This is a genomic window from Pseudomonas sp. PS01299 (genome assembly GCF_029960145.1).
GTDB classification, from domain to species: domain Bacteria; phylum Pseudomonadota; class Gammaproteobacteria; order Pseudomonadales; family Pseudomonadaceae; genus Aquipseudomonas; species Aquipseudomonas putida_A.
On the sequence record NZ_JASCPO010000081.1, the window covers coordinates 1 to 24,513 of the forward strand.

22 protein-coding genes are annotated in these 24,513 nt (G+C 60.3%); 8 read left to right on the plus strand and 14 right to left on the minus strand.

Annotated elements, in window-relative coordinates:
- Nucleotides 1-91: 91 nt before the first annotated feature.
- Entirely contained in the window at nucleotides 92-4,003 is a 3,912-nt protein-coding gene (gene hrpA, locus QMX91_RS15930; protein ID WP_282413017.1) for an ATP-dependent RNA helicase HrpA, read from the minus strand.
- Nucleotides 4,004-4,237: 234 nt separating this feature from the next.
- A complete protein-coding gene (gene aceK / locus QMX91_RS15935; RefSeq protein ID WP_166497072.1) occupies nucleotides 4,238-5,959 on the minus strand; it encodes a bifunctional isocitrate dehydrogenase kinase/phosphatase in 1,722 nt (573 codons plus the stop codon).
- A gap of 407 nt (nucleotides 5,960-6,366) precedes the next feature.
- Here aceK and QMX91_RS15940 point away from each other — a divergent pair, with 407 nt between their 5' ends.
- Complete coding sequence (locus QMX91_RS15940) at nucleotides 6,367-7,992, plus strand: methyl-accepting chemotaxis protein (protein WP_282413018.1); 1,626 nt, start codon at nucleotides 6,367-6,369, stop codon at nucleotides 7,990-7,992.
- 85 nt (nucleotides 7,993-8,077) lie between these two features.
- Nucleotides 8,078-8,986: a DMT family transporter gene (locus tag QMX91_RS15945; RefSeq protein ID WP_098967709.1), complete on the plus strand. Its 909-nt coding sequence runs from the start codon at nucleotides 8,078-8,080 to the stop codon at nucleotides 8,984-8,986.
- Between the two features lie 135 nt (nucleotides 8,987-9,121).
- On the opposite strand, the gene QMX91_RS15950 is transcribed toward QMX91_RS15945, so the two are convergent.
- Nucleotides 9,122-9,985 carry a DMT family transporter gene (locus tag QMX91_RS15950; RefSeq protein ID WP_098967708.1) on the minus strand — a complete coding sequence of 288 codons (864 nt, stop codon included), beginning with the start codon at nucleotides 9,983-9,985 and terminating at the stop codon, nucleotides 9,122-9,124.
- Between the two features lie 450 nt (nucleotides 9,986-10,435).
- On the opposite strand from QMX91_RS15950, the gene QMX91_RS15955 reads away from it, so the two are divergent.
- Nucleotides 10,436-10,963: an N-acetyltransferase gene (locus QMX91_RS15955; protein WP_027614537.1), complete on the plus strand. Its 528-nt coding sequence runs from the start codon at nucleotides 10,436-10,438 to the stop codon at nucleotides 10,961-10,963.
- Nucleotides 10,964-10,998: 35 nt separating this feature from the next.
- On the plus strand, nucleotides 10,999-11,157 hold the full coding sequence (locus tag QMX91_RS15960; protein ID WP_167734099.1) for a hypothetical protein: 159 nt from the start codon (nucleotides 10,999-11,001) through the stop codon (nucleotides 11,155-11,157).
- Between the two features lie 58 nt (nucleotides 11,158-11,215).
- On the opposite strand, the gene QMX91_RS15965 is transcribed toward QMX91_RS15960, so the two are convergent.
- The gene (locus QMX91_RS15965) at nucleotides 11,216-12,154 is read right to left on the minus strand and encodes an aspartyl/asparaginyl beta-hydroxylase domain-containing protein (protein ID WP_027614536.1); all 939 of its coding nucleotides are present in this window, start codon (nucleotides 12,152-12,154) and stop codon (nucleotides 11,216-11,218) included.
- A gap of 184 nt (nucleotides 12,155-12,338) precedes the next feature.
- Nucleotides 12,339-13,313, minus strand: a complete 975-nt coding sequence (cysK, locus tag QMX91_RS15970; RefSeq protein WP_282413019.1) for a cysteine synthase A — start codon at nucleotides 13,311-13,313, stop codon at nucleotides 12,339-12,341.
- Nucleotides 13,314-13,440: 127 nt separating this feature from the next.
- On the opposite strand from cysK, the gene QMX91_RS15975 reads away from it, so the two are divergent.
- Nucleotides 13,441-14,517, plus strand: coding sequence for a DUF748 domain-containing protein (locus QMX91_RS15975; protein ID WP_282413020.1), 1,077 nt, complete (start codon nucleotides 13,441-13,443; stop codon nucleotides 14,515-14,517).
- Here QMX91_RS15975 and QMX91_RS15980 read toward each other — a convergent pair.
- Entirely contained in the window at nucleotides 14,514-15,011 is a 498-nt protein-coding gene (locus tag QMX91_RS15980) for a helix-turn-helix domain-containing protein (protein WP_041070304.1), read from the minus strand. The two genes, QMX91_RS15975 and QMX91_RS15980, sit on opposite strands and share 4 nt — an antisense overlap.
- Nucleotides 14,999-15,229: a DUF4160 domain-containing protein gene (locus tag QMX91_RS15985; protein ID WP_097086717.1), complete on the minus strand. Its 231-nt coding sequence runs from the start codon at nucleotides 15,227-15,229 to the stop codon at nucleotides 14,999-15,001. The genes QMX91_RS15980 and QMX91_RS15985 overlap by 13 nt, the downstream gene beginning before the upstream one ends.
- A 202-nt stretch (nucleotides 15,230-15,431) precedes the next feature.
- Between QMX91_RS15985 and QMX91_RS15990 the strand changes: the two genes are divergently transcribed.
- The gene (locus QMX91_RS15990) at nucleotides 15,432-16,277 is read left to right on the plus strand and encodes a MoxR family ATPase (RefSeq protein WP_098967703.1); all 846 of its coding nucleotides are present in this window, start codon (nucleotides 15,432-15,434) and stop codon (nucleotides 16,275-16,277) included.
- 12 nt (nucleotides 16,278-16,289) lie between these two features.
- The gene (locus tag QMX91_RS15995; protein WP_027614532.1) at nucleotides 16,290-17,468 is read left to right on the plus strand and encodes a VWA domain-containing protein; all 1,179 of its coding nucleotides are present in this window, start codon (nucleotides 16,290-16,292) and stop codon (nucleotides 17,466-17,468) included.
- A 92-nt stretch (nucleotides 17,469-17,560) separates the two neighbouring features.
- Here the strand turns inward: QMX91_RS15995 and QMX91_RS16000 are convergent, their stop codons facing one another.
- The 4 genes from QMX91_RS16000 to QMX91_RS16015 form a co-directional block, all read right to left on the minus strand.
- Nucleotides 17,561-18,484, minus strand: a complete 924-nt coding sequence (locus QMX91_RS16000; RefSeq protein ID WP_223007639.1) for a biotin-dependent carboxyltransferase family protein — start codon at nucleotides 18,482-18,484, stop codon at nucleotides 17,561-17,563.
- On the minus strand, nucleotides 18,481-19,185 hold the full coding sequence (locus QMX91_RS16005; RefSeq protein ID WP_210557886.1) for an allophanate hydrolase subunit 1: 705 nt from the start codon (nucleotides 19,183-19,185) through the stop codon (nucleotides 18,481-18,483). Before QMX91_RS16005 ends, QMX91_RS16000 begins: the two co-directional genes overlap by 4 nt.
- Entirely contained in the window at nucleotides 19,182-19,934 is a 753-nt protein-coding gene (locus QMX91_RS16010) for a 5-oxoprolinase subunit PxpA (RefSeq protein WP_098967699.1), read from the minus strand. Before QMX91_RS16010 ends, QMX91_RS16005 begins: the two co-directional genes overlap by 4 nt.
- A gap of 63 nt (nucleotides 19,935-19,997) precedes the next feature.
- Nucleotides 19,998-21,284 carry an MFS transporter gene (locus QMX91_RS16015; protein ID WP_096796615.1) on the minus strand — a complete coding sequence of 429 codons (1,287 nt, stop codon included), beginning with the start codon at nucleotides 21,282-21,284 and terminating at the stop codon, nucleotides 19,998-20,000.
- A 158-nt stretch (nucleotides 21,285-21,442) separates the two neighbouring features.
- On the opposite strand from QMX91_RS16015, the gene QMX91_RS16020 reads away from it, so the two are divergent.
- Complete coding sequence (locus QMX91_RS16020) at nucleotides 21,443-22,357, plus strand: LysR family transcriptional regulator (protein ID WP_098967696.1); 915 nt, start codon at nucleotides 21,443-21,445, stop codon at nucleotides 22,355-22,357.
- A gap of 144 nt (nucleotides 22,358-22,501) precedes the next feature.
- Here QMX91_RS16020 and QMX91_RS16025 read toward each other — a convergent pair whose 3' ends face one another.
- From QMX91_RS16025 to QMX91_RS16035, 3 genes are read right to left on the minus strand one after another with little or no spacing between them, the layout of a single operon-like run.
- On the minus strand, nucleotides 22,502-23,044 hold the full coding sequence (locus QMX91_RS16025) for a DUF2937 family protein (RefSeq protein WP_007969600.1): 543 nt from the start codon (nucleotides 23,042-23,044) through the stop codon (nucleotides 22,502-22,504).
- A gap of 14 nt (nucleotides 23,045-23,058) precedes the next feature.
- Nucleotides 23,059-23,835: a class II glutamine amidotransferase gene (locus QMX91_RS16030; protein ID WP_025110635.1), complete on the minus strand. Its 777-nt coding sequence runs from the start codon at nucleotides 23,833-23,835 to the stop codon at nucleotides 23,059-23,061.
- Between the two features lie 16 nt (nucleotides 23,836-23,851).
- Entirely contained in the window at nucleotides 23,852-24,349 is a 498-nt protein-coding gene (locus QMX91_RS16035) for an MFS transporter (protein ID WP_086791999.1), read from the minus strand.
- Nucleotides 24,350-24,513 lie beyond the last annotated feature (164 nt).

A 24,513-nucleotide genomic window follows, 5' to 3' on the forward strand; every position in this document is an offset into this window, starting at 1 on the left:
CGATTGCGGTGTGTCAGTCAGTATTACGGTGACTGACACACCGCAATCGCGAGCAGGCTCACTCCTACAAGGGATTGTGTAAGGCTCACTGTCAGGCCTCGACCTGACTCCATTGCTTGCTCAGCCGTTTGTCCGAGATCGGCGCTTTTGTCCCCAGTTGCTGGGCGAACAGCGACACCCGGTATTCCTCCAGCCACCAGCGGTACAGCTCCAGCTGCGGATCACGCTTGCCTTCCTGCGCATGTTTGGCCGCGCGAGTCTGATATTGCGCCCAGAGGCCGGCCAGTTCACCGCTCCAGACGCGATCCTTCTGCACTTGCGCACCGAGTTTCTCGAAACGCTGCTCGACCGCCTTCAGATAACGCGGCAACTCTTTGAGCCATTGCATCGGTGTTTCCCGGACGAAACCCGGATACACCAGATTGCTGATTTGCTGCTTGATGTCATTCAGCGCCACAGCCTGCGCCAGATCGATCTTGCCCTTGAAGCGTTTTTGCAGGCTGTGCCACAGTTTGAGGATCTCCAGCGTCAGCCTTGCCACGCGCTCGGCGTGTTCGGTCCAACTGCCGCGTTTGCGTTCCGCCAATGCGGCGAGCCCGGCGCCGTCACGGGGCAACGGGTCTTCGCCTTCCAGAATGCAGCTGTCGAGGCTGGCCAGCAGAATGTCTTCGACCAGCGCATCCACTCGGCCCAGCTCGCGATAGAGCAGGCCCAACTCGGTGATACCCGGCAGTTTGCTGCGCAGGAACTTCGCCGGCTCCGCCAGTTGCTGCAGCAGCAGCCGCTGCAAGGCGCGGCGATGCTGGAACTCAGCTTCGGCCGGGGTCGAGAACCGCCCTTCCTTGACCGTGCCGCCCTCTTCGACCAGCGCCGGATAGACCGTCATCGACAATCCGGCAATCTTCTGCTGGGTCTTTTCCGCCACCGGGGCGAAGACCTTGGCCTCCACCGGTTGCTGACTTTTCGCACTCTGCGGCACGGCCAAAGCCGCCTGGCTGGCTTCGGCAAAACGCGCGGTCAGCTCGGCCAGGTCGCGGCCCTCGCCGAGGAACTTGCCCTGGCCGTCGACGATTTCCAGGTTCATCCGCAGATGGCTTTCGACCTGCTGCGCGGCTTCCGCCCATGCTTCATCGCTGACGCGCGCACCGGTCATGCGCAGCAACTCGCGACCGAGCGCTTGCGGCAATGAGCCTTCAGCGAAGGTCATGCGCTGCAACGCCGCCTTGATGAAATCCGGTACCGGCACGAAGTTCTTGCGCAAGGCTTTCGGCAGATTGCGCACCAGCGCAATGCACTTGGCCTCGATCAGCCCCGGCACCAGCCATTCCAGACGTTCCGGTGGCAGCATCGGCAGCAGCGGTGCCGGCACGCGCAGGGTCACGCCGTCGCGCGGGTGATTGGGTTCGAAGTGATAACTGAGCGCCAGTTCCAGATCACCGATGTGCAGCGTGTCCGGGTAGTCGCGCGCGGTGACCTCACTGGCCTCGCGGGCCAGCACGTCTTCTTCGCGCATGATCAGCAATTGCGGGTCTTTCTGGCTGTTGACCCGATACCAGCTGTCGAACGTCGCGGTCTGATGAATCTCCGCCGGCAAGCGCGCATCGTAGAACGCGTACAGGGTTTCTTCGTCAGCGAGAATGTCGCGGCGCCGAGCCTTGGCTTCCAGCTCGTCGAGCTGTTCGAGCAACTGCTTGTTGGCGGTCAGGCACTTGGCTTTCGACTGAATCTCGCCACGCACCAGACCTTCGCGGATAAACAGCTCACGCGAGACCAGCGGATCCACCGGGCCGTAATGCACCGGGCGGCGACCCACCACGATCAGCCCGAACAGGGTGATCTGCTCGTAGGCCACGACCTGGCCGCGCTTCTTCTCCCAGTGCGGTTCGAAATGGTTTTTCTTGATCAGGTGCCCGGCCAGCGGCTCGATCCAGTCGGCATCGATCTTGGCGACCATGCGCGCGTAGAGCTTGGTGGTTTCCACCAGTTCGGCGGTCATCAGCCACTGCGGACGCTTCTTGCCAATGCCCGATGACGGATGAATCCAGAAGCGCCGCTGACGGGCACCGAGGTAATCGCCGTCCTCGGTTTTCTGGCCGATCTGGCTGAGCAGACCGACCAATACCGCTTTGTGCAGTTTCGGGTAATCCGCCGGCTCTTTATTGAGGCTCAACTGCATGTCGCGGCAGATCAGGCTCAACTGGCGATGAGAGTCACGCCACTCGCGCAGACGCAGATAATTGAGGAAATTCTTCCGGCACCAGTTACGCAGCGGACTGGCGGTCAGCACCTGACGCTGCTCTTCAAAACCGCGCCACAGATTAACCAGTCCGGCGAAGTCCGAATCGCTGTCTTTCCATTGTGCGTGGGCCTGATCGGCTGCTTGCTGACGCTCCGGCGGACGCTCGCGCGGATCCTGAATCGACATCGCACTGGCGACGATCAGCACTTCCTGCAAGCTGCCGAGCTTCGCCGCTTCCAGCAGCATGCGGCCCATGCGCGGGTCGACCGGCAAGCGCGCCAACTGGCGACCGAGCGGGGTCAGCTGGCTGTTGCGATCCACCGCCGAGAGCTCTTGCAGCAGGTTGAAACCGTCGCTGATCGCCTTGCCGTCCGGCGGCTCGATGAACGGGAACGCGGTGATCTCACCGAGGCGCAGGTGCAGCATCTGCAAGATCACGGCAGCAAGGTTGGTACGCAGAATTTCCGGATCGGTGAATTCCGGGCGACCGAGGAAGTCTTCTTCGCTGTACAGGCGCACGCAGATCCCCGGCTCGACCCGGCCGCAACGACCCTTACGCTGATTGGCGCTGGCCTGGGAAATCGCTTCGATCGGCAGACGCTGGACCTTGGCGCGGTAGCTGTAGCGACTGATGCGCGCGGTGCCGCTGTCGATCACGTAACGGATGCCCGGCACGGTCAGCGAGGTCTCGGCAACGTTGGTCGCCAGCACCACGCGCCGCCCCGGGTGCGACTGGAAAATCCGCTGCTGCTCGGCCGGCGACAGGCGCGCGTACAGCGGCAGGATTTCCGTGTGTTTGAGCTGGGCCTTGCGCAGCATGTCGGCGGCATCGCGGATCTCGCGCTCGCCGGGCAGGAACACCAGCACATCGCCGGGACTGCGGCGTTCGCTGCGCTCGTAGGCGGCAATTTCGTCGAGGGTGGCGAGGATCGCCTGATCCACGGTCAGGTCGTCTTCGACACGGTTGCCCTCTTCATCCTGCTCCAGGGTCAGCGGGCGATACCAGGTGTCCACCGGGAAAGTCCGCCCGGACACCTCGACGATCGGCGCATCGTCGAAATGCTTGGAGAAGCGCTCCAGATCGATGGTCGCCGAGGTGATGATGACCTTCAGATCCGGACGACGCGGCAGCAGGGTTTTCAGGTAACCGAGCAAGAAGTCGATGTTCAGGCTGCGCTCGTGGGCTTCGTCGACGATGATCGTGTCGTAGCGCTCGAGGTAGCGGTCGTTCTGGGTTTCCGCCAGCAGGATGCCGTCAGTCATCAGTTTGATCAGGGTGTTGGCATCGCTCTGATCCTCGAAGCGCACCTGATAGCCAACCAGCGAACCGAGCGGTGTGCCGAGTTCTTCGGCCACCCGGCTGGCGACACTGCGCGCAGCGATTCGGCGTGGCTGGGTGTGGCCGATCAAGCCATGCTGACCACGACCGATTTCCAGACAGATTTTCGGCAACTGGGTGGTTTTCCCCGAGCCGGTTTCGCCAGCGATGATCAGCACCTGATGCTTCTCCAGCGCTGCCTTGATTTCGTCGCGCTTGGCGGCGATCGGCAGGCTGTCGTCGTAACGAATCACTGGCAGGCTGGCACGGCGCGCCAGCACCTGATCACAGGACGCCTGCATGCGCGCCACCCACTGGGCCAGTTTGGCCTCGTCGGGTTTCTTGCGCAGCTCGAGCAACTGCCGCCGCAGCCGGTGACGGTCGGCGAGCATGGCGTGATCGAGGTTTTTCAGCAGTTTGTCGATGGAGGGCGATTCGTCGGTCATCGGGTACGCAATTCGGTCGTCTGTTTATGCAGGGGGGCGATTGTCGCAGATTTGCATCACTGAACACGACTGCGAGGTGCTCTTGTGGCGAGGGGATTTATCCCCGATCGGCTGCGCAGCAGTCGCCGACTGGATATGAAAGTCGCTCTGAAGCGTCTGAGTTGAATGGTTTTTGGGGGGGCTTCGCACCCCATCGGGGATAAATCCCCTCGCCACAATGTGTTTACCTGGGAGTCATTCGTTATCCAGACCTTTGCGGCGGTAAGGGAAGACGTCGATGACTTTGCCGGCGCGAATCGCCTCTTGCAAACCCTTCCAGTAATCGGCGTTATACAACTCGCCATGCAGTTGATCGAACAATTTGCGCTGCCCGGCATCGGCGAACAGGAAAGGCGGAAACTCTTCCGGGAACACATCCAGCGGCCCGATCGAGTACCACGGTTCGGAAGCCATTTCGTCCTCGGGGGTGCGCGGCGCGGGGATGTGGCGGAAGTTGGCTTCGGTCAGGAAGCAGATCTCGTCGTAGTCGTAGAACACCACTCGGCCGTGACGAGTGACGCCGAAGTTCTTCAGCAACATGTCGCCGGGAAAGATGTTGGCCGCCGCCAGTTGCTTGATCGCCAGGCCGTAGTCCTCCAGCGCCTCGCGCACCTGCGCTTCATTGGCGTTGTCCAGATAGAGGTTGAGCGGGGTCATGCGGCGCTCGGTCCAGCAGTGGCGGATCAGCACCGTGTCGCCTTCGACCGAGACCGTCGACGGCGCGACTTCCAGCAGTTCTTCCAGGCACGCCGGATCGAACTTGCTCAGCGGAAAACGGAAGTCGGCGAACTCCTGGGTATCGGCCATGCGCCCGACCCGGTCGACACTTTTCACCAGACGGTATTTTTCGATCACCGTCGCCCGGTCGACGTTTTTCGACGGCGAGAAACGGTCCTTGATGATCTTGAATACGGTGTTGAAGCCCGGCAGGGTAAACACGCTCATGACCATGCCGCGCACACCGGGGGCCATGATGAACTGGTCGTCGGTGTTGGCCAGGTGATTGATCAGCGCCCGGTAGAACTCGGATTTGCCGTGCTTGTAGAAGCCGATCGAGGTGTACAGCTCGGCGATGTGCTTACCCGGCAGGATGCGCCGCAGGAAGCCGATGAACTCCGCCGGCACCGGCACATCGACCATGAAATACGAACGGGTGAAGGAGAAGATGATCGACACATCGGCTTCGTCGGTGATCAGCGCATCGATCTGAATCCCGCGGCCCTCGCGGTGCAGCAATGGAATCACCAGCGGCCACTGCTCGTCGCGGGTGTAGATGCGCCCGACCAGATACGCGCCCTTGTTTCGGTACAGCACCGAGGAAAACAGCTCCACGCTCAGCTCCGGATCCTTGCACACCCAGTCCGGCAAATTCTCGCGCAGTTGCGACTCGAGGCGCTGCAGGTCGCCGGGCAGATCAGCGTAATCCTCGCTGAAGCGGTAGTCGGCAAAGATGCTGGCGAGCATCGATGACAACTGGCCCTGCGGCTTGTAGGTGCGGGTTTGCGCAGCACGGGCGCGGCGCAGGCTCGGCCGGGTGGTGTGGATGAACATGCAGCCATCGCTGATCAGGTCGTGGCTGAACAGCCCGCAGAAGATCGAGTTGTACCAGGTCTCGGACAGCTCATCGTCGAAGCGCAGGTCGATGACACTGATGTAAGCACTTTTCACCAACGGCCAACTGCCGACATTCATCAGCGTCTCGTCGTCGAAATGCTCGCGCAGGCGGGCGATGGTTTCGCCGACCTTTTCTTCGTAGAGATTGATCCGCGCCGCCGACGCGGTCTGCGTCTCCTGCCAGCGCGCCTGCTCGAAGCGCTCGCGCGCACCGTCGGTGATCCGCCGGAAATGCTCGCGGTAATCGTCAAAGCCATCGAGGATCATGCGGGCGATGTCGGTGGCTGGCCATTGCTGCGGCATAGATGAGACCTCGGCGTGCAAGTGGAAATCTGTGCCTGAGCTTAGCCACGGATGCATGCGCAGGAGAAGTGCAATTTCTGCCAAAAGCGCGGCAGGGTTGTACAGCGACACAGTTTTTATCAAAGTTTTTTGAGTCGACCGTTCGGTCAATTAACCGCCCTCTCAGTCTCGCCTGCCGCCCCGCGCCAGCCCGCGAATTCCCTGTGATTCGGATCCAATCCCTGCCCCACCGCTCTGGCTCGCGGTTTACCGCTGCGTTCCTGCCTTTCGATGATAGAGATGAACTGCTCACAGATTGGTCTTACCAAAATAGTGGCACTTTGATATACAGCCTGCCAGCACCCGCCTCACAACAAGATCCTCGCCCACGAGGACGACCTCTTCCTCATAGATCAAGGAGCACATTGATGTCTATCCGCAATCTGCGCATCGGTTTGCGCGCCAGTTTGAGTTTTGCCGTATTGGCCGCCCTGCTGGTGGTGGTCGGCCTGTTCGGCCTGGGCCAGATGAAAAATCTGCGTGAGAGCGCAACGGTGATCGAGGAATCGTGGATGCCCAGCATCGAGAGCATTCACGATGCGGCGGCGAACATCGCCAACATCCGCCTCGAATCCCTGCGCCTGATCACCAGCACCCAGCCGGCGGTACGCGACACAAGCAAAGGCCTCATCAAGGTGCAACGCGAAGAATTGTCGAAGCGCCTGAAGGACCACACCGCTCTACTGGCCAGCGATGCGGAACGGGCGATGCTCGACGGTTTGAATGGCGACGTCGCCAAGTACATGAGCATCCTGGACCAGATCATCGCTCAGATCGACGCCGGGCAAAGTGAACAGGCCTATGCCCGTCTGAACAATGAACTGGCGCCACAGGGCCGGATCCTCGACAAGGCGCTGGAGCAGATGATCAGCGTCAACCAGCAAGGCGCCGACAGCGCCGCCGAAGCTGCTGCCGGGGTTTATCAGCAGGCGCTGTGGATTGTCGCGAGCATCATCGTTATCGCCCTGATCGCCACCCTGCTGCTGGCCTGGCTGCTGACCCGCAGCATCACCGCACCGATCAATCAAGCCCTGTCCGTCGCGCAAAAAATTGCCGCCGGCGACCTCAGCGGCCAGATTGCCGATCACGGTAGCGATGAGGCGGCGCAGTTGCTCAGCGCCCTCGCCGAGATGCAGAACAACCTGCGCTCGACCATCCGTGGCATCAGCGAATCGGCGCAGCAACTGGCCTCCGCCGCCGAAGAAATGAGCTCGGTGATGGAGCAAAGCACCCGTGGCCTGCAACAGCAGAACGATCAGATCGAACAGGCCGCCACCGCCGTCACCGAGATGAGCACGGCGGTGGATGAAGTTGCGGCCAACGCAGTGTCCAGCGCCGAGGCATCCGAAGCCTCGAACGAGGACAGCAAACACGGGCATGTGCAGGTCAGCGAGACCATCAGCTCGATTCAGGAACTGGTCAGCGCGGTGCTCGGTGCGTCGGAGCAGGCCGAAGGCCTCGCCACTCAGGCTCAGGACATCAGCAAGGTGCTGGAGGTGATTCGCGGCATCGCCGGGCAAACCAACCTGCTGGCGCTCAACGCCGCCATCGAAGCGGCGCGCGCGGGTGAGGCCGGACGCGGTTTTGCGGTGGTCGCCGATGAAGTGCGTTCGCTGGCGCAACGCACGCAGAACTCCACCGAAGAAATCGAGCTGATGATCAGCAGCATCCAGCAAGGCACCGGCGCCACCGTCGGCGCGCTGCAAAGCAGTGCCGAGCAAGCCAGCCACACGTTGCGCCGGGCCAACAGTGCCGGTCAGGCACTGGAGAAAATCACCGCGTCGATCTCGCAGATCAACCAGCGCAACCTGGTGATCGCCAGCGCGGCCGAGCAGCAAGCGCTGGTCGCGCGCGAGGTTGATCAGAATCTGGTGACCATCCGCGATCTCTCGACCCAGACCGCCGCCGGCGCTACCCAGACCTCCGCTGCCAGTCAGGAACTGTCGCGCCTGGCGATCGACCTCAACGGCCTGGTGACGCGCTTCGTGCTCTGAATGAAAAATTAAATGCCCGATTGACGGTTGCCATCGACAAAGCGCTCGGCAACACTCTCGTCCCGATCAAGGAAGGAGTGCCACCGTGAGCGCTGTCGATATTTTCCGCATGCTGTCGCTGGCAGCCATCTGGGGCGCGAGCTTCCTGTTCATGCGCATTATTGCGCCGGTGATCGGCACCATTCCGACCGCGTTCTTTCGGGTGTCGATTGCTGCCGTCGGTCTGCTGGTGATTCTCGGGCTGATGCGCATCAGCTGGGATTTCAAGGGCAAACTGAAAACGGTGATGTTGCTGGGCGTTATCAACTCGGGGATTCCGGCGACGTTGTATTCGGTGGCGGCGCAAGTGTTGCCGGCCGGTTACTCGGCAATCTTCAACGCCACCACGCCGTTGATGGGCGTGTTGATTGGCGGGCTGTTTTTCAGCGAAAAACTCACTGTCGCGAAACTGACCGGAGTGTTTCTCGGCTTGTTCGGTGTCGGCGTGCTGACGCGCGCAGGTCCGGTCGCGTTCGATCTGCAATTGCTGATGGGCGCCCTCGCCTGCCTGCTCGCTACCACTTGCTACGGCTTCGCCGGGTTCCTCACGCGGCGCTGGCTGGATCACAGCGGCGGGCTCGACAGTCGTCTCTCGGCCGTGGGCAGCATGCTCGGCGCCTCGCTGTTTCTGTTGCCACTGTTCGGCTACAGCGTGATCACCGCCCCTCCGGCAAGCTGGGGTGGGTGGAATGTCTGGCTGTCGCTGCTGGGCCTGGGTCTGGGCTGCACGGCGTTCGCCTACATCATCTATTTCCGCCTGCTCAGCTCCATCGGCCCGGTCAAATCGATGACCGTGACCTTCATGATTCCGGCGTTCGGCGTGTTGTGGGGCGCATTGTTGCTGGATGAACCGCTGTCGATGGCGCACCTGTATGGCGGGGTGTTGATTGCGCTGGCGTTGTGGCTGGTGTTGAAGCCGGCGGTGGTGAAGCCCGCTGCCGTAACCGTCCGCTGATTTGCGGCGTTAACAAGTCAGTCTTCGCGAGCAAGCCCGCTCCCACAGGAGGAATGCATTCCAATGGTGGGAGCGGGCTTGCTCGCGAAGAGGCCGGCCCAGACACTGAAAATGCCCGGGTTGGCCTGAAGGTTTTCAAGCAGTTTTACGGAACACAAACGCCAGCCCGACGATGATCAACAGCATCCCCAGCACACTCAACGCCGCCAGACGATTGCCGAAAATCAGGTAATCCATCACCGCCGTCACCGCCGGTACCAGATAGAACAGACTGGTGACATTCACCAGATTGCCCCGGGCGATCAGGCGATAGAGCAACAGTGTCGCCAACACCGACACCACCAGTCCCATCCACAACACCGGCACGATGAAACCCGTGCTCTGTTCAAAGTGGAACGGCTGAAATGGCACAAATATCCCGCACAACAACAGCCCGGCCAGATACTGCACCGGCAATGTGCCGAGGGGATTGTCGGTGATGCGCTTCTGCATGATCGAGCCCACCGTCATGCTCGCCAGCGCCAACAGACCGAACAGCATCCCTGCCCAGGACATCCCCGCCAGTCCGATCCCCTGATAAACCACCATGATCAGCCCGGCCAGCCCCAGCGCGAGGCCGAACATCCGGCTCGCCGAGCGCTGCCGCTCTATCAACACGACAGTGAGGATCGGCTGTACGCCCATGATGGTCGCCATCACCCCCGGCGTGACTCTGGTGTTCAGGGCCAGCAGATAGAAAATCTGATACGCCCCCAACAACACCACGCCCGTTGCAATCGCAAACAGCATCGGCCGACCGCCCTTGGGCAGCTTCAACTTGAGCAGCGGCGTCAACAGCAACAGCCCGCACAGCGCGATCACAAAGCGCATCAGCAGAAAGGCAAAGGGTGACGCATGGGCCAGGCCCCATTTGGAGAAGATTGCCCCGCTGCTCCACAGTAGAACGAACAGGCTCGTGGACGTCGCCGCGAGCGCGGATTTTTTCGAAAGGACAAACATGAATACCACCTGTAGTCAGGCAAACAGCCAACTCAGCCGAGGCTGAAATTCAGTAGGTTTTCTGGCGAGCGCAGGGGTCAGCAGAGAATGCCGATCAGCCCGAAACGCCAACGCCCGGCGGTGATACGACGGCGCACACCGGCGTGCTACTGACAGGTGGAGGGTAATGACTGATCTGCCCAGGCTGCTGATTCCCGCACGGCACGACGCCAGCGTTGACCGCTGAATCGACTACCGCGTTGATGAGGGATGCAGGCATTGGGGCTGATCTTTTTTGAAGGGTTTGGAGAGTGAATCAGATGATTCACGAGCGCCGACTATAACCAGCGTGGGACATGGATTGCAATGATTTGGACAAAGGGCCAGCAGGGACAGTTGGCCGCGAGGTGATTAGGCTGAAGAGCAACGGATAGGCCCATTGATGGGGAGACAGGGAATGCTCGGGATCACATGCCAAGGGAACGGACGAATTTGCGGTATCAGTTGTACAAGTCGCAGGCCAGGAAACAGGCAAGCATCGCCAAAGCTCTATTGCAGCTACCAGCGCGGCAAGACTTGTCGAAAGTACGCTTCGAACCCATCGACGCCATAGCACTGAGCGCGTTCGAGCTCTGGGAGAATCCACTTTTTTGCTGGCGAGAGGTTGCCGCATGGAAATCACGAGAACCCCTGTCCCTGGATATCGCGATCTGGTTCGAAGAACAGCTCTGCGGACTGTGCTTCGTCAATCCGAACAAAAGCCGCCAACGTATTCGAATCGTACGATTGGAAGGGCGACCCGGAGATTCTCACCCGCTGAAAAATCGTATCGGGACCTTGGCGATGATGGTCATCGATGAGTTCGCCCAAATAGTCGGCAGCAAGTTCATTGAAGTCCAGGAGCCAATGCAGGGCGCAATTCCTGTTTATACAAAGCTCGGCTTCAAATTTGATTTGGAAGGTCGTCTTGTCCTAGCAGTGGAGAGTAAAGTATCGTGAAAACAGTTCAAGTAATGATCAATGAGGGAGGGAGCATGCGCAAATCAGTCAAGAAATCCCCCGCTAAGAAAAGATCAATCAAAACAGAAGAAAAGATTGTGTCATCCGGGCTATCAGCCAATCAGCAGCGCTTTCTGCAGTTACTGATTACAGGCATTGAAGACGAACCCAACGTTCTCGCCGGGCGCCGCTGACTCACAGACAATAAAAAACCGCTCACAAGGAGCGGTTTTTTCATTTCAACATCCGGCTTCAACCAAACAGCCAATACCCCAGCAACGTCAACACTACCACTGCCAATACCGGACGCAGGATGCGGTAGGCCTTGGGATTGCGGCGTTTCCACTGTTTGACCACGCCGCTGAACCGGTCGCTGAAGTTCTTGCTCCAGGCGTAGGCCTGGTTGATGCCGCCGACACGTTCATCATCAAGGTTCTGCGGCGCGGTGGCGCGGCCCAGCCAGGCGCTGATGGCGCGATTGATGCGGGTCATCAGGCGGTTGCTCAGCGGGCGTTCGACATCGCAGAACAGGATGACGCGGGTCTGTTCGGTCTCGTTCTTGACCCAGTGCACGTAGGTCTCATCGAACATCACGTCTTCACCGTCACGCCAGGCGTAGACCTGACCATCAACGAAGATCCGGCAATCGTCGGAGTTCGGTGTCGACAGGCCCAAGTGATAACGCAGCGAGCCGGCAAACGGGTCACGGTGCGGGTTCAGATGGCTGCCACCCGGCAACAGCGCGAACATCGCGCCTTTGACGTTAGGGATCGCACTGACCAGCGCCACGGTCTTCGGGCACAGGGTTTCGGCCGACGGCAGCGGTTTGTCGTACCACTTGAGGTAGAAACGTTTCCAGCCCTTCTTGAAGAACGAGCCGAAACCGGCGTCATTGTTCTTCTCGGCGGCGCGGATGTAGCCCTCGTCGAACAGGTGCATGGCTTCGTCGCGAATGGTTTCCCAGTTATCGCGCAACACATCCAGCTCCGGAAACTTGCTGCGATCCAGATACGGTTTGGAGGGAACGCCGGAGAACAGGTACATCAGCGCGTTGTACGGGGCGAACAGCGCCGAGTGGTTGACGAACTGACGCAGTACCGGCAGACGCGCCTTGCCGCGCAAATGCACATAGAGGATGCTGCCCACAAACAGCAGCAACACCAACACCTTGGCGGCTAACGAAAAGGTCATCAACGACTCCTTGAATAAAGACAACGCTGCGCAATGCCCATTACCCGGCATGGCAGCCGGCCATGATAAACACTACCGGCCTCGGGAAAAACCCGCTGAACCCAAGATTCAGTGTTAAGAATTGCGCAACAAAGCATTTATTAGCATAACGATCCTGAACCCTGGCTGATCTGAGTCAATTCGACTACTGCTGATTCTCCTGCTCGGTGAACAGATCGCTGAACAGCATGCTCGACAGATAGCGCTCACCGGAGTCCGGCAAAATCACCACGATGGTCTTGCCCTGCATGTCCGGTTTCTCGGCCAGGCGCACCGCTACGGCCATGGCCGCGCCGCAAGAGATACCGCACAAAATCCCTTCTTCCTGCATCAGGCGCAGCGCCATGGCCTTGGACTCGTCGTCAGTGACCTGCTCCACCCGGTCGACCATCGACAGATCGAGGTTCTTCGGCACGAAACCCGCGCCAATCCCCTGAATCTTGTGTGGGCTCGGCTTGATCTCTTCACCCGCCAGCGCCTGGCTGATGACCGGCGAAGACACCGGCTCCACTGCCACCGACAGAATCGGTTTGCCCTGGGTATTCTTGATATACCGCGAAACGCCGGTGATGGTTCCGCCGGTCCCGACGCCAGCCACCAGCACATCGACGGCGCCATCGGTGTCGTTCCAGATTTCCGGGCCGGTGGTTTTTTCGTGGATCGCCGGGTTGGCCGGGTTATCGAACTGCGACGGCATGAAGTATTTGCCAGTGTCGCTGGCAACAATTTCGGCAGCCTTCTCGATCGCGCCTTTCATGCCCTTGGCCGGTTCGGTCAGGACCAGCTCTGCGCCGAGGGCCTTGAGCACCTTGCGCCGCTCGATGCTCATTGATGCCGGCATGGTCAGCATCAATTTGTAACCACGGGCGGCGGCAACGAAGGCCAGACCGATGCCGGTATTGCCCGACGTCGGTTCGACGATGGTCACGCCCGGCTTGAGTTTGCCGCTGCTTTCGGCGTCCCAGATCATGTTCGCGCCGATCCGGCACTTGACCGAATAACCGGGGTTGCGCCCCTCGATCTTGGCCAGGATGGTCACGCCGCGCGGCGCGATGCGGTTGATCTGCACCAGCGGCGTGTTGCCGATGGAATGGGCGTTGTCAGCGAAAATACGGCTCATGGCTGGGTCCTTATGCAGCGTTGAATTCAGCGTTCCAAGGTATGCCTGTTGCCGGGCGCAGTCCAGTCGGGTCGAACGTCTGCGCCGCGCCACAGTCAATCGCTTACATCGTTCGGGAATTGTTGCCATGAAGCGTCGTTATAGCTGGCCAATAGGGATTTTTGCCGTCGTCGTTGTGCTGCTGATCGCCCTGCACATCGCCCTGCCCTACGTGGTGCGCGATTACCTGAACGGCAAACTGGCCGACATGGGTGACTACCGCGGCCAGGTCACCGACGTCGATCTGGCCCTGTGGCGCGGCGCCTACCGGATCAACGGCCTGAAGATCGTCAAGGTCGACGGCAAGGTGCCGGTGCCGTTCGTCAACGCGCCCGTGATCGATCTGGCGGTCAACTGGCATTCGCTGTGGTACGACCATGCCGTGGTGGCGCAGGTGCAATTCTTCAATCCCGAGATCAACTTCGTCGATGGCGGCCCCAACAAGCAGAACTCGCAGACTGGTAAAGGCACCGACTGGCGGGCGCAACTGGGCAAGTTGCTGCCGATCACTCTCGACGAGGTGCAGATCCACGACGGCAAGATCACTTTCCGCAATTTCAACTCCAAACCGCCGGTCAACATGAACGCCAGCAACGTCGAGGCGAGCATCTACAACCTGACCAACGTGGTCGACAAACAGGGCAAGCGCGATGCCCGCTTCGAAGGCAAGGCCAAGCTGCTCGGCCACGCACCACTGGAAACCACGGCCACTTTCGATCCGCTGAGCAATTTCGAGGACTTCCAGTTCCGCCTGCGCGCCCGCGACATCGAACTCAAGAGCATGAACGACTTCGCCTCGGCCTACGGCAAGTTCGACTTCAACGCCGGCCACGGCGACGTGGTCATCGAAGCCCAGGCGAAAAAAGCCCAGGTCACTGGCTACATCAAACCGCTGCTGCGCGACGTCGAAGTGTTCAACTGGCAGCAGGACGTGGAGAACAAGGACAAGAGCATCTTCCGCTCAGTCTGGGAGGCCATCGTCGGCGGCACGGAAACCGTGCTGAAGAACCAGGCCAAGAATCAGTTCGCCACCAAGGTCGAACTCAGTGGCAACGTGCATCAGCAAAACATCAGTGCGTTCGAAGCGTTTTTGCAGATTTTGCGTAATGGCTTCATTCAGGCTTTCAATGCGCGGTATGAGCGGCCGAAGCCGGATGCGGGCTAATTCTTACGATTAACGACATATCGACCAGATTCTTCAGCCGCCAGCGTGGACTTTTGCTGCAATGAGTCCCAACCAAGACAAGCCAAGGCTAATGACCTTGGCACCGCCTCCCGCCCATTACTGTATCGGCTGATGCTGCGGGCACTGACACCCAGCGCCTCGGCTGCCTGATTCAGTGAGAGTCCGGTACGTGCACGCCAATCGATGAAAATCCGAGTGTTTTCATCGACAGTGTTTTGGGCCAGCGCATCCATATAAAGCGTGTCTGCGCCAATCTGTATATCGGGCTCAAGCCATTCGACCGTCCAGCCATTGTCGTCAAGGGTCGCAGCCGCAAACACTTCGGGATCAAGCAATGGTTGCAGACCTGGATAAGCGTGGATGTCTCGGCTCAGGTCAAGGGTCAGATCCTGACCATCAATAAAGGTCAGTTTCAATCGAAAACCTGACAGTGCCTGCACAGCCGTCAGACGAGGCCTTTTCATGGGTAACATCGTTTCCAGTCCTCCAGCAGTTGCACTTGATGAGCCGCAACCCAAGCCAGCGCTTCCTTGATAATCAGCGGCGGTGCCTTGCCCGTCATGACTTCGACGGTTTCAAGGCTCAGCATCACGTCCACTCCGCCACCGATCAAGTGGACATGGGGTGGCGGGTGATCCTTCTCACGTAACTGAATGCGGTATTTGTCGCGAAATCGGTATTTAGTCGTCATGCCCGACAGGCTATCGCCAAATCGGCGATACCTGAATACTGGCCTCTGGCCGAAACCGAGTCAACATGTGACGCCCCATTCAGAGACTGAATAAGCCGTCTGCGTTCACAGTCGACCGGGGTGCGCGTTATAGTCGGGGCATCCGATTTTTTCGCCCCCGCCCTGCCCGTGCAGGTCGGCGTTACCGTTCGAGGATTAGCAGATGAAGTTCGAAGGCACCCAGGCCTACGTCGCCACCGATGACCTGAAGCTGGCGGTCAATGCCGCCATCACCCTGGAGCGGCCACTGCTGGTCAAGGGCGAACCCGGCACCGGCAAGACCATGCTCGCTGAGCAGTTGGCCGAATCGTTCGGCGCCAAGCTGATCACCTGGCACATCAAGTCCACCACCAAGGCCCATCAGGGCCTGTACGAGTACGATGCGGTTAGCCGTCTGCGCGACTCGCAACTGGGCAACGAAAAAGTCCACGACGTGCGCAACTACCTGAAGAAGGGCAAGCTCTGGGAGGCTTTCGAGTCCGAAGAACGGGTGATTCTGCTGATCGACGAAATCGACAAGGCCGACATCGAGTTCCCCAACGACTTGCTGCAAGAACTCGACAAGATGGAGTTCTACGTTTACGAGATCGACGAGACCATCAAGGCCAAGAAGCGCCCGATCATCATCATTACCTCGAACAACGAGAAAGAGCTGCCGGACGCCTTCCTGCGCCGCTGCTTCTTCCACTACATCGCCTTCCCCGACCGTAACACTCTGCAGAAAATCGTCGACGTGCACTACCCGGACATCAAGAAGGATCTGGTCAGCGAAGCGCTGGACGTGTTCTTCGACGTGCGCAAGGTGCCGGGCCTGAAGAAGAAGCCGTCGACCTCCGAATTGGTCGACTGGCTGAAGCTGTTGATGGCCGACAACATCGGCGAAGCGGTGCTGCGCGAGCGCGATCCGACCAAGGCCATTCCGCCATTGGCCGGTGCGCTGGTGAAGAACGAACAGGACGTGCAGTTGCTTGAGCGCCTGGCGTTCATGAGCCGTCGCGGTTCTCGCTAAGAGGCTGATGCCATGTTGCTCAACCTGTTCAATGAAATGCGTGCCGCCAAGGTGCCGGTGTCGGTGCGCGAGCTGCTCGACCTGATCAACGCGCTGAAACAGCGCGTGACCTTCGCCGACATGGACGAGTTCTACTACTTGTCGCGGGCGATTCTGGTCAAGGACGAACGGCATTTCGACAAGTTCGACCGTGCGTTCGGCGCCTACTTCAATGGCCTGGAAAAGCTCGACGATCACTTGCAGGCGCTGATTCCCGAAGACTGGTTGCGCAAGGAATTCGAGCGTTCGCTGACTGATGAGGAACGCGCGCAGATCCAGTCCCTGGGTGGTCTCGACAAGCTGATTGAAGAGTTCAAGAAGCGTCTGGAAGAACAGAAGGAACGCCATGCCGGCGGCAACAAATGGATCGGCACCGGCGGCACCAGCCCGTTCGGTTCCGGCGGCTTCAACCCGGAAGGCATTCGGGTCGGCGACGCCGGCAAGCGTCAGGGCAAAGCGGTCAAGGTCTGGGATCAGCGCGAGTACAAGAACCTCGACGATTCGGTGGAACTGGGCACGCGCAACATCAAGGTCGCCCTGCGTCGCCTGCGCAAATTCGCCCGTCAGGGTGCGGCTGAAGAGCTGGACATCGACGGCACCATCGACCACACCGCCAAGGACGCCGGCCTGCTGAATATCCAGATGCGCCCGGAGCGGCGCAATACGGTGAAGCTGCTGCTGCTGTTTGACATCGGCGGTTCGATGGACGCTCACGTGAAGATCTGCGAGGAACTGTTCTCGGCCTGCAAGACCGAGTTCAAGCATCTGGAGTACTTCTACTTCCACAACTTCATTTATGAGTCGGTGTGGAAGAACAACATGCGCCGCACTTCCGAGCGGTTCTCGACTCAGGATTTGCTGCACAAGTATGGCGCCGACTACAAAGTGATCTTCATCGGCGACGCCGCCATGGCGCCCTACGAAATTACCCAGGCCGGCGGCAGCGTCGAGCACTGGAACGAAGAGCCGGGCTACCTGTGGATGCAGCGCTTCATGGAGAAGTACAAGAAGCTTATCTGGATCAATCCTTATCCGAAGGACACCTGGGGCTACACCTCGTCGACCAATATCGTGCGCGATTTGATCGAGGATCAGATGTATCCGCTGACGTTGCGTGGGCTTGAGGAAGGGATGCGGTTTCTGTCGAAATAATCTTCGTTAGCCGTGATGGCCCCTTCGCGAGCAAGCCCGCTCCCACATTTGGAATGCATTCCCCTGTGGGAGCGGGCTTGCTCGCGAAGCTCTCAGCTATTTCGAAAGCGCTGCAAATACTCGAAATGCTCCCGGTGCGCCACGTCCTGCAACACCGGCCTCAACCGCACCTGCGCCCCCGGCAGACACTGCGCCAGTCGCGCCAGCGCCAACGGCGTCAACGCCCCCAAACGTGGATAGCCACCAATCGTCTGCCGATCATTGAGCAGCACAATCGGCTGTCCATCCGGCGGCACCTGCACCGCACCCAGCGGAATGCCTTCGGAAATCATCGGCCGGCCCTGATACTGCAACGCCTTGCCCAGCAACCGAATGCCCATGCGATCAGCGCGACTGTCCAGCGTCCACGGACTGTTGAACACATCGAACAGACTCTGTCCGCTGAACTGGCCGATCTGTGCGCCAAGCACCAGATCCAGCGGCGCGTTGAGGCGCAGATCAGGTCGATGCGCCAGCGGCACTTCACGCACCTGCAGAACCGCACCGCGATAACTCAACGTCGCGCCCTTGGTCAGCGGTAACCCCATACCATCAAGACCACCGAGTTCTTCGCGTACCACCGTGGCACTGCTGCCCAGCACCTGCGGCGCATCGAAACCACCGGGCGCCGCCAGATAAGCCCGGGCGCCGAGCAGCGGTTGGGTAAACTTCAATGTTTGCCCTTTGCCCAGTTTGAAACTGCGCCACGGCGCCAGCGCCTGCCCATCGATCTGCGCACCAAGATCAGCGCCGGCCAGCGCCAGCAGGCAATCTTCCTGCGCCACCACGGCAAACCCGCCGAGGGTGATTTCGATCACCGGCAGATCCAGCGCATTGCCGAGCAACCAATTGCCCCAACACATCGAACTCCAATCCGCGGCACCGCCCTGGGTCACGCCCAAATGGCGCACGCCAAAACGCCCGGCGTCCTGCAACAAACACAGCGGCGTGCTGGCTTCAATCGTCAGTCGGCTCATGCCAGCGCCTCCAGTGGCGTGTCATCGCCGCCCAGGTTAATGAACTCGGCGTGGCTCACCGCTTCGAAACGCACGGTGTCGCCGGGTTGCATCAGGCTGTAGCCGTCGCGATGGCGGTCGAACAGTTTCGCCGGGGTGCGGCCGATCAGGTTCCAGCCGCCAGGGGACACCACCGGATAAGCCGCGGTCTGCCGTTCGGCGATGCCGACGCTGCCGACCGCAACTTTTTTGCGCGGGGTGTCCAGACGTGGCGCTGCCAGCACCTCTTCCACCAGCCCCATAAAGGCAAACCCCGGCGCAAAGCCAAGGGCGAACACCTGGTATTCGCGAGCGCTGTGGCGGCGGATCACCTCCTCCACCGCCAACCCGCTGCGCTGCGCCAGCAGGCTCAGTTCGGGGCCGACACTCAGGTCGTACCAGACCGGCAACACATGGCACTGGCCGCCGGTGCGCGCATTCGGCGACAGGTCGATCAAGGCTTCAGCGATCAATTTACGGGCCTGACTCGGGCTCAACGCAGTCAGGTCGTAATGCACCATCAACGTGGTATAGGACGGCACCAAGTCGATCAACTGCGCGGCAAACACCGCGCGCAAGCGCTCACTGGCGGCGAGCATCCACGGCATGTTGGATTCGGCAATTTCATCGAACAGGCGTAGCATCAGGCAGTCGAGGGCCACCACTTCAATCCTTGGGTTCATGGCGCGCTCTGCTGATTCAGGGCCTCGCGAATGCGCTGCACGGCGGCCACCGAACTGGCGTTGTCGCCATGCACGCACAAGGTGTTGGCCTGCAACTGCAATGCGCTGCCGTCGCTGGCGACGAGGTCACCGCCACGGGCGATGGTCAGGGCCTGTTCGATAATTTTTTCTGGATCGTGATGCAGTGCGCCCGGCAGTTGCCGCGAAACCAGTCGACCTGCACTGTCGTAGGCGCGGTCGGCGAAGGCTTCGAACCACAGGGTCACGCCGTATTCGTCACCGAGTTGCTGCGCCGCTGAATTGTCGCGGGTGGCCATCAGCATCAACGGCAAGCTGCGATCGTAGGCGGCAACGGCCTGAATCACCGCCCGCAATTGCACCGGGTTGGCCATCATGTCGTTGTACATCGCGCCGTGGGGTTTGACGTAACTGACTCGCCCGCCCTGCGCCTTGCAGATGCCGTCGAGCGCGCCGATCTGGTAATGCAGGATGTCTTGCAGCTCTTGCGCGGAATAGGCCATGGAACGCCGGCCGAAACCGACCAGATCCTGATAGGCCGGGTGCGCGCCGATCTGCACGCCGTGACTCAGGGCCAGGCTGACGGTCTTGCGCATGATGCTCGGGTCACCGGCATGGAAACCGCAGGCCACGTTGGCGCAGTCGATGAAGGGCATGACCTCGGCGTCCAGACCCATGGTCCAGCTGCCGAAACTCTCGCCGATATCACAATTCAATAGCAGGCGGCTCACGGTGAACACTCCTGTAGCTTCTGGTCTTTTTATCTGTAGGACGCTTGCCCGGCAGGTTATCAGTTACTGCGCATCCAGTTGCTTGCCACGGGTCTCCGGCAGGCTCAATGCGGCGAGAATCACCACGCCGTAGGACACCGCAGCAAACGCACCGATGCCCACGCTCAACGGGACTTTCTGACTCAGCAAACCAATCAACAGCGGAAACAATGCCGCCAGCGCCCGACCGATGTTGTAGCAGAAGCCCTGCCCCGAGCCACGAATCCGCGTTGGAAACAGCTCGGTGAGAAACGCGCCCATGCCGCTGAAAATCCCCGAGGCAAAGAAGCCCAGCGGAAAGCCCAGCCACAGCATCACGCCGTTGCTGACCGGCATCTGCGTGTACAGCAAGACGATGGTGAACGAACCGACCGCAAACAGGATGAAGTTCTTTTTACGTCCCAGCAGATCGGTCAGATAAGCGCTGATCACATAGCCGACGTAGGAGCCGACAATCACCATCGCCAGATACCCGCCAGTGCCGAGCACACTCAAGCCGCGTTCATTCTTGAGGAAGGTCGGCAGCCACGAGGTGATTGCGTAGTAACCGCCGAGCGCACCGGTGGTCAGCAAGGAAGCACGGAACGTGGTGAACAGCATGCCGGGGGCAAAGATCTCGTAGAACTTCGCCGGATTCTGCGGAGTTTGCGCCGCCTTGGCTTCGCGATAGATTTCCGGGTCTTTCACGAGCCGCCGCACGAAGATCACGAAAATTGCCGGGACGATGCCGAGAATGAACAGCGCACGCCAGGCATCTTCCGGCGGCAACACCGAGAACAGCAGCGCATAGAGAATCGCCGTCAATCCCCAGCCCAAGGCCCAACCGCTCTGCACCATGCCCACCGCTTTGCCGCGATCCTTGGCGCGGATCACTTCACCGATCAGCACCGCGCCGGCCGTCCATTCGCCGCCAAAACCGAAGCCCATCAGGGTGCGGGCGATCAGCAGCTGTTCGTAGTTCTGCGCGAAACCGCAGAGGAACGTGAAGAAAGCGAACCACAGCACCGTCAGTTGCAGGGTGCGCACGCGGCCGATGCGGTCGGAGAGAATCCCCGCCACCCAGCCACCAATGGCCGAAGCGATCAGGGTGCTGGTGTGAATCAGCCCGGCCTGTCCGGTGGTGATGCCCCACATGGCGATCAGGGTCGGCACCACGAAGCTGAGCATCTGCGTGTCCATGCCGTCCAGGCCATAGCCGATCTTGCAGCTCCAGAAGGTGCGACGCTCTTGCTGATTGATGTTGCGATACCAGTCGAACGGTCCGGGGCGGGCCGTGTTCTTGGGGAGGTCGAGGGTGTCGGGCGCACGCATGGCAAGTCTCCGCAGGCTTTTATTGGTCTTGTTCGAAGTTCCGACGACGCCTATCGTGGGAACCGGATGCGCCGATTTTTCGTCGCCCGGCCCTGCTGCGTCCAACGAATAAAAACCCGCCTTAGGCATAAGAAAAATTTGTCACCCGAGCCGTTGCCATGAACCTGAAGTTTCTCGAGACCTTTGTCTGGGTCGCCCGGCTGAAGAGTTTTCGCCTGACCGCCGACAAGCTGTTCACTACCCAGGCGTCGATTTCCAGCCGCATCGCGGTGCTCGAAGGCGAGCTGGGGGTGAAGCTGTTTCTGCGCGATTCACGCGGCGTCAGCCTGACGCCCGAAGGCCTGAAAGTGCTGGATTATGCCGAGCAGATGCTCGACACCATGTCGGCGCTCAAGCAATCGATCGAAACCCGTTCGAGCAAGGTCGGGCGGGTGCGCATCGGCGTAATGGACACGGTGATCCACACCTGGCTCAGCCCGTTGGTGGCGCAGATGACCGATCTGTATCCGCGGGTGGAAATCGAGCTGGTGGCGGATACCTCGCTGAACCTCTGCGATCAGCTGCAAAAAGGCTTTCTCGACATCATTCTGCAAACCGATCTGGTGCGCCACGAAAGTGTGCGCAGCCTTGAGCTGGCCAGCCATCCGCTGGGCTGGATCGTTGCGAGCAATTCGATCTACAACCGCGAGTACGCTGACCTCGGCGAACTCGCGCAGGAGCGGATCATCACCTACTCGAAGAACTCCCGACCGCATCAGGATCTGCTGGCATTGATGCAGGCCAACGGTGTGTTGGCGCCGCGCCTGAACTGCGTGAATTCGGTGTCGGCGATCACCCGGCTGTTGCGTGATGGTTTTGGCATCGGCGTGCTGCCGCCGGTGCTGGTGGCCGAGGAACTGGCGCGGGGTGAACTGACCTTGCTCGACATCGACCTGCGACCGCCGAATCTGCAGGTGGTGGTGTCGTGGCGAGTTGGCGTGGAGTGGGTCGAGGAGATGGTGACGTTGTGTCAGCAGGTGCTGGCGGGGTATGCGCGCAAGGTCGGTGAAAACTACATCACCCTCACTCAGTAATCACACCTGTGGTGAGGGGATTTATCCCCGATGGGCTGCGCAGCAGTCCTGAAACCTGAGCAATCAGGTTGATCTGACACACCATTGAGGGCCGCTTCGCGCCCCATCGAGGATAAATCCCCTCGCCACGGAATTTGGCCAGCCTTACAAGCCGCGCACGTCGCGGTCTTCAATCGGCCGGCTCTGGCGCAAACGCCGGCCGCCGAGCACCACCCAGTCAATCAGACGAATCAGGCACTCGATGCCGAACGACAGCAACAACGCGCCGCTCATGCCCCAGATCATCGCTTCCGGAGTCAGCAGGATCTGGTAGCTGTAGCCGTTCCAGGTTTCCTTGCGAATGTCCGGGTCGGCGGCCAGCACCACTTGCAGGAAGCGGATGTACCACGGGCCCTGCATCGCCTGGAACTGTTTATCCAGCGCTGTCTGGCGGTTGAGCAAGGTGCTCAGGCTGTCGGCATCGCTGCGAAATACCGGGTCATCACTGGCGCGGTAATGCGCGACCAGCGCCTGCAAGTCGCCCTTGAAGAACTGCTCGGCGGTGCCCTGAAAACCGCGCAGACCGGTCTGCGCTTCGATCAGATGAGCTTCGACGCGTTTGGCGTAATCGTTGATGAAACCCGGCACCTGGACACCGATCAACAGGCCCGCCGCAAACAACACCAGCCGTAGATAACTGAGCAACATCGGGGAGAGATCCTTTATTCGGTCGTGCCCTGGCTGACGCATTCGCCGCGTCGCCACAGGCTCCATTGGCCCGGTTCGTAACGGGTCCAGGTTTCGTTTTCGGTCAAAGGCTCGGTGGCGATCACCGTGACCACGTCGTTGGGCGTGGTTTCCGCCTGGAAATCGACGATCACATCGACATCCTTGAGCCGCGCCGGGCCGAACGGTGCGCGCCGGGTGATCTGTGCCAGTTTGGTCGAGCAATAGCAGAACAGCCAGTCGCCGTCGCTGAGCAGGCAGTTGAACACGCCTTTGCTGCGGTATTCGGCACATGCAGCGACCAGATCCGGCAGCAGCACTTCTATATCGACCGGTTCCGGGAATGCTGCACGCACGCGGTTGAGCAAATCGCAGAACGCCGCTTCGCTGTCGGTATCGCCCACCGGGCGGTAGAAACTCTTGATCGGGGTGAAATCGGCGAGCTGGCCGTTGTGCGCAAAACACCAGTTGCGCCCCCACAGTTCGCGCACAAACGGGTGAGTGTTGGACAGGCAGACCTTGCCGACGTTGGCCTGACGAATGTGGCCGATGACCACTTCGCTCTTGATCGGATAGCGCTGCACCAGGTTGGCGACTTCCGACTCACTGCTCGCGGCCGGATCCTGAAACAGACGCAAGCCGCGGCCTTCATAGAAGGCGATACCCCAGCCGTCGCGGTGCGGGCCGGTACGCCCGCCGCGCTGCATCAGGCCGGTGAAGCTGAACACGATATCGGTCGGCACGTTGGCACTCATGCCCAGTAGTTCACACATGTGCTGACTCTCGTGATTACAGGCGCGGCTCGACGCGCATGCGCTGCGGATTGTTCGGCAATGGCGGGCGACCGTAACGGTCATCACCGGCAGCGCCGAACGGCTGATCGTCGTCGCGATCATCGGCACGCGCCGCCGCTTTGGCCGCCTCGGCCTGCTCGCGGCGGGCGCGCGAGGCGCGTTCGATCGGGAAGCGGATCAGCACGAAAATCAGGTAGATGCCGAACGCAATCATGCCGTACATGAACAGATCGGAAATCGCCCGCCAGGCGTTGTTGCCGACCTTGAAGGCCAGGTCCAGCGCGGTGATGGCGATCGACGGTGCAACCTTGGCTTTCACCGGGTCAATGATGGTCGGGCTGAACAGCAACACTGCCATCAGCACCCGCAGCGGCTCGCGCAGCCAGCGCCACATCCAGCGGGTCAGGCGCATCCATACCAACAGGCAGCCCACAGCGGCAAAGGCGTAGAGGCCCCAGGCGATCAGATAGTCGTTCTCGGTCATGGTGTCCATGGCAAGGCAGGCAAAGAGGCGCTTATAGTAACGACTTTTCGCCTGTCAGGCTTGTCCCAATGCCAGACGGCCCGCCGCAATCATTGTGGGAGCGGGCTTGCTCGCGAAAGCAGTGTGTCAGCCAAATAAGTCTTTACTGACAGGACGCCTTCGCGAGCAAGCCC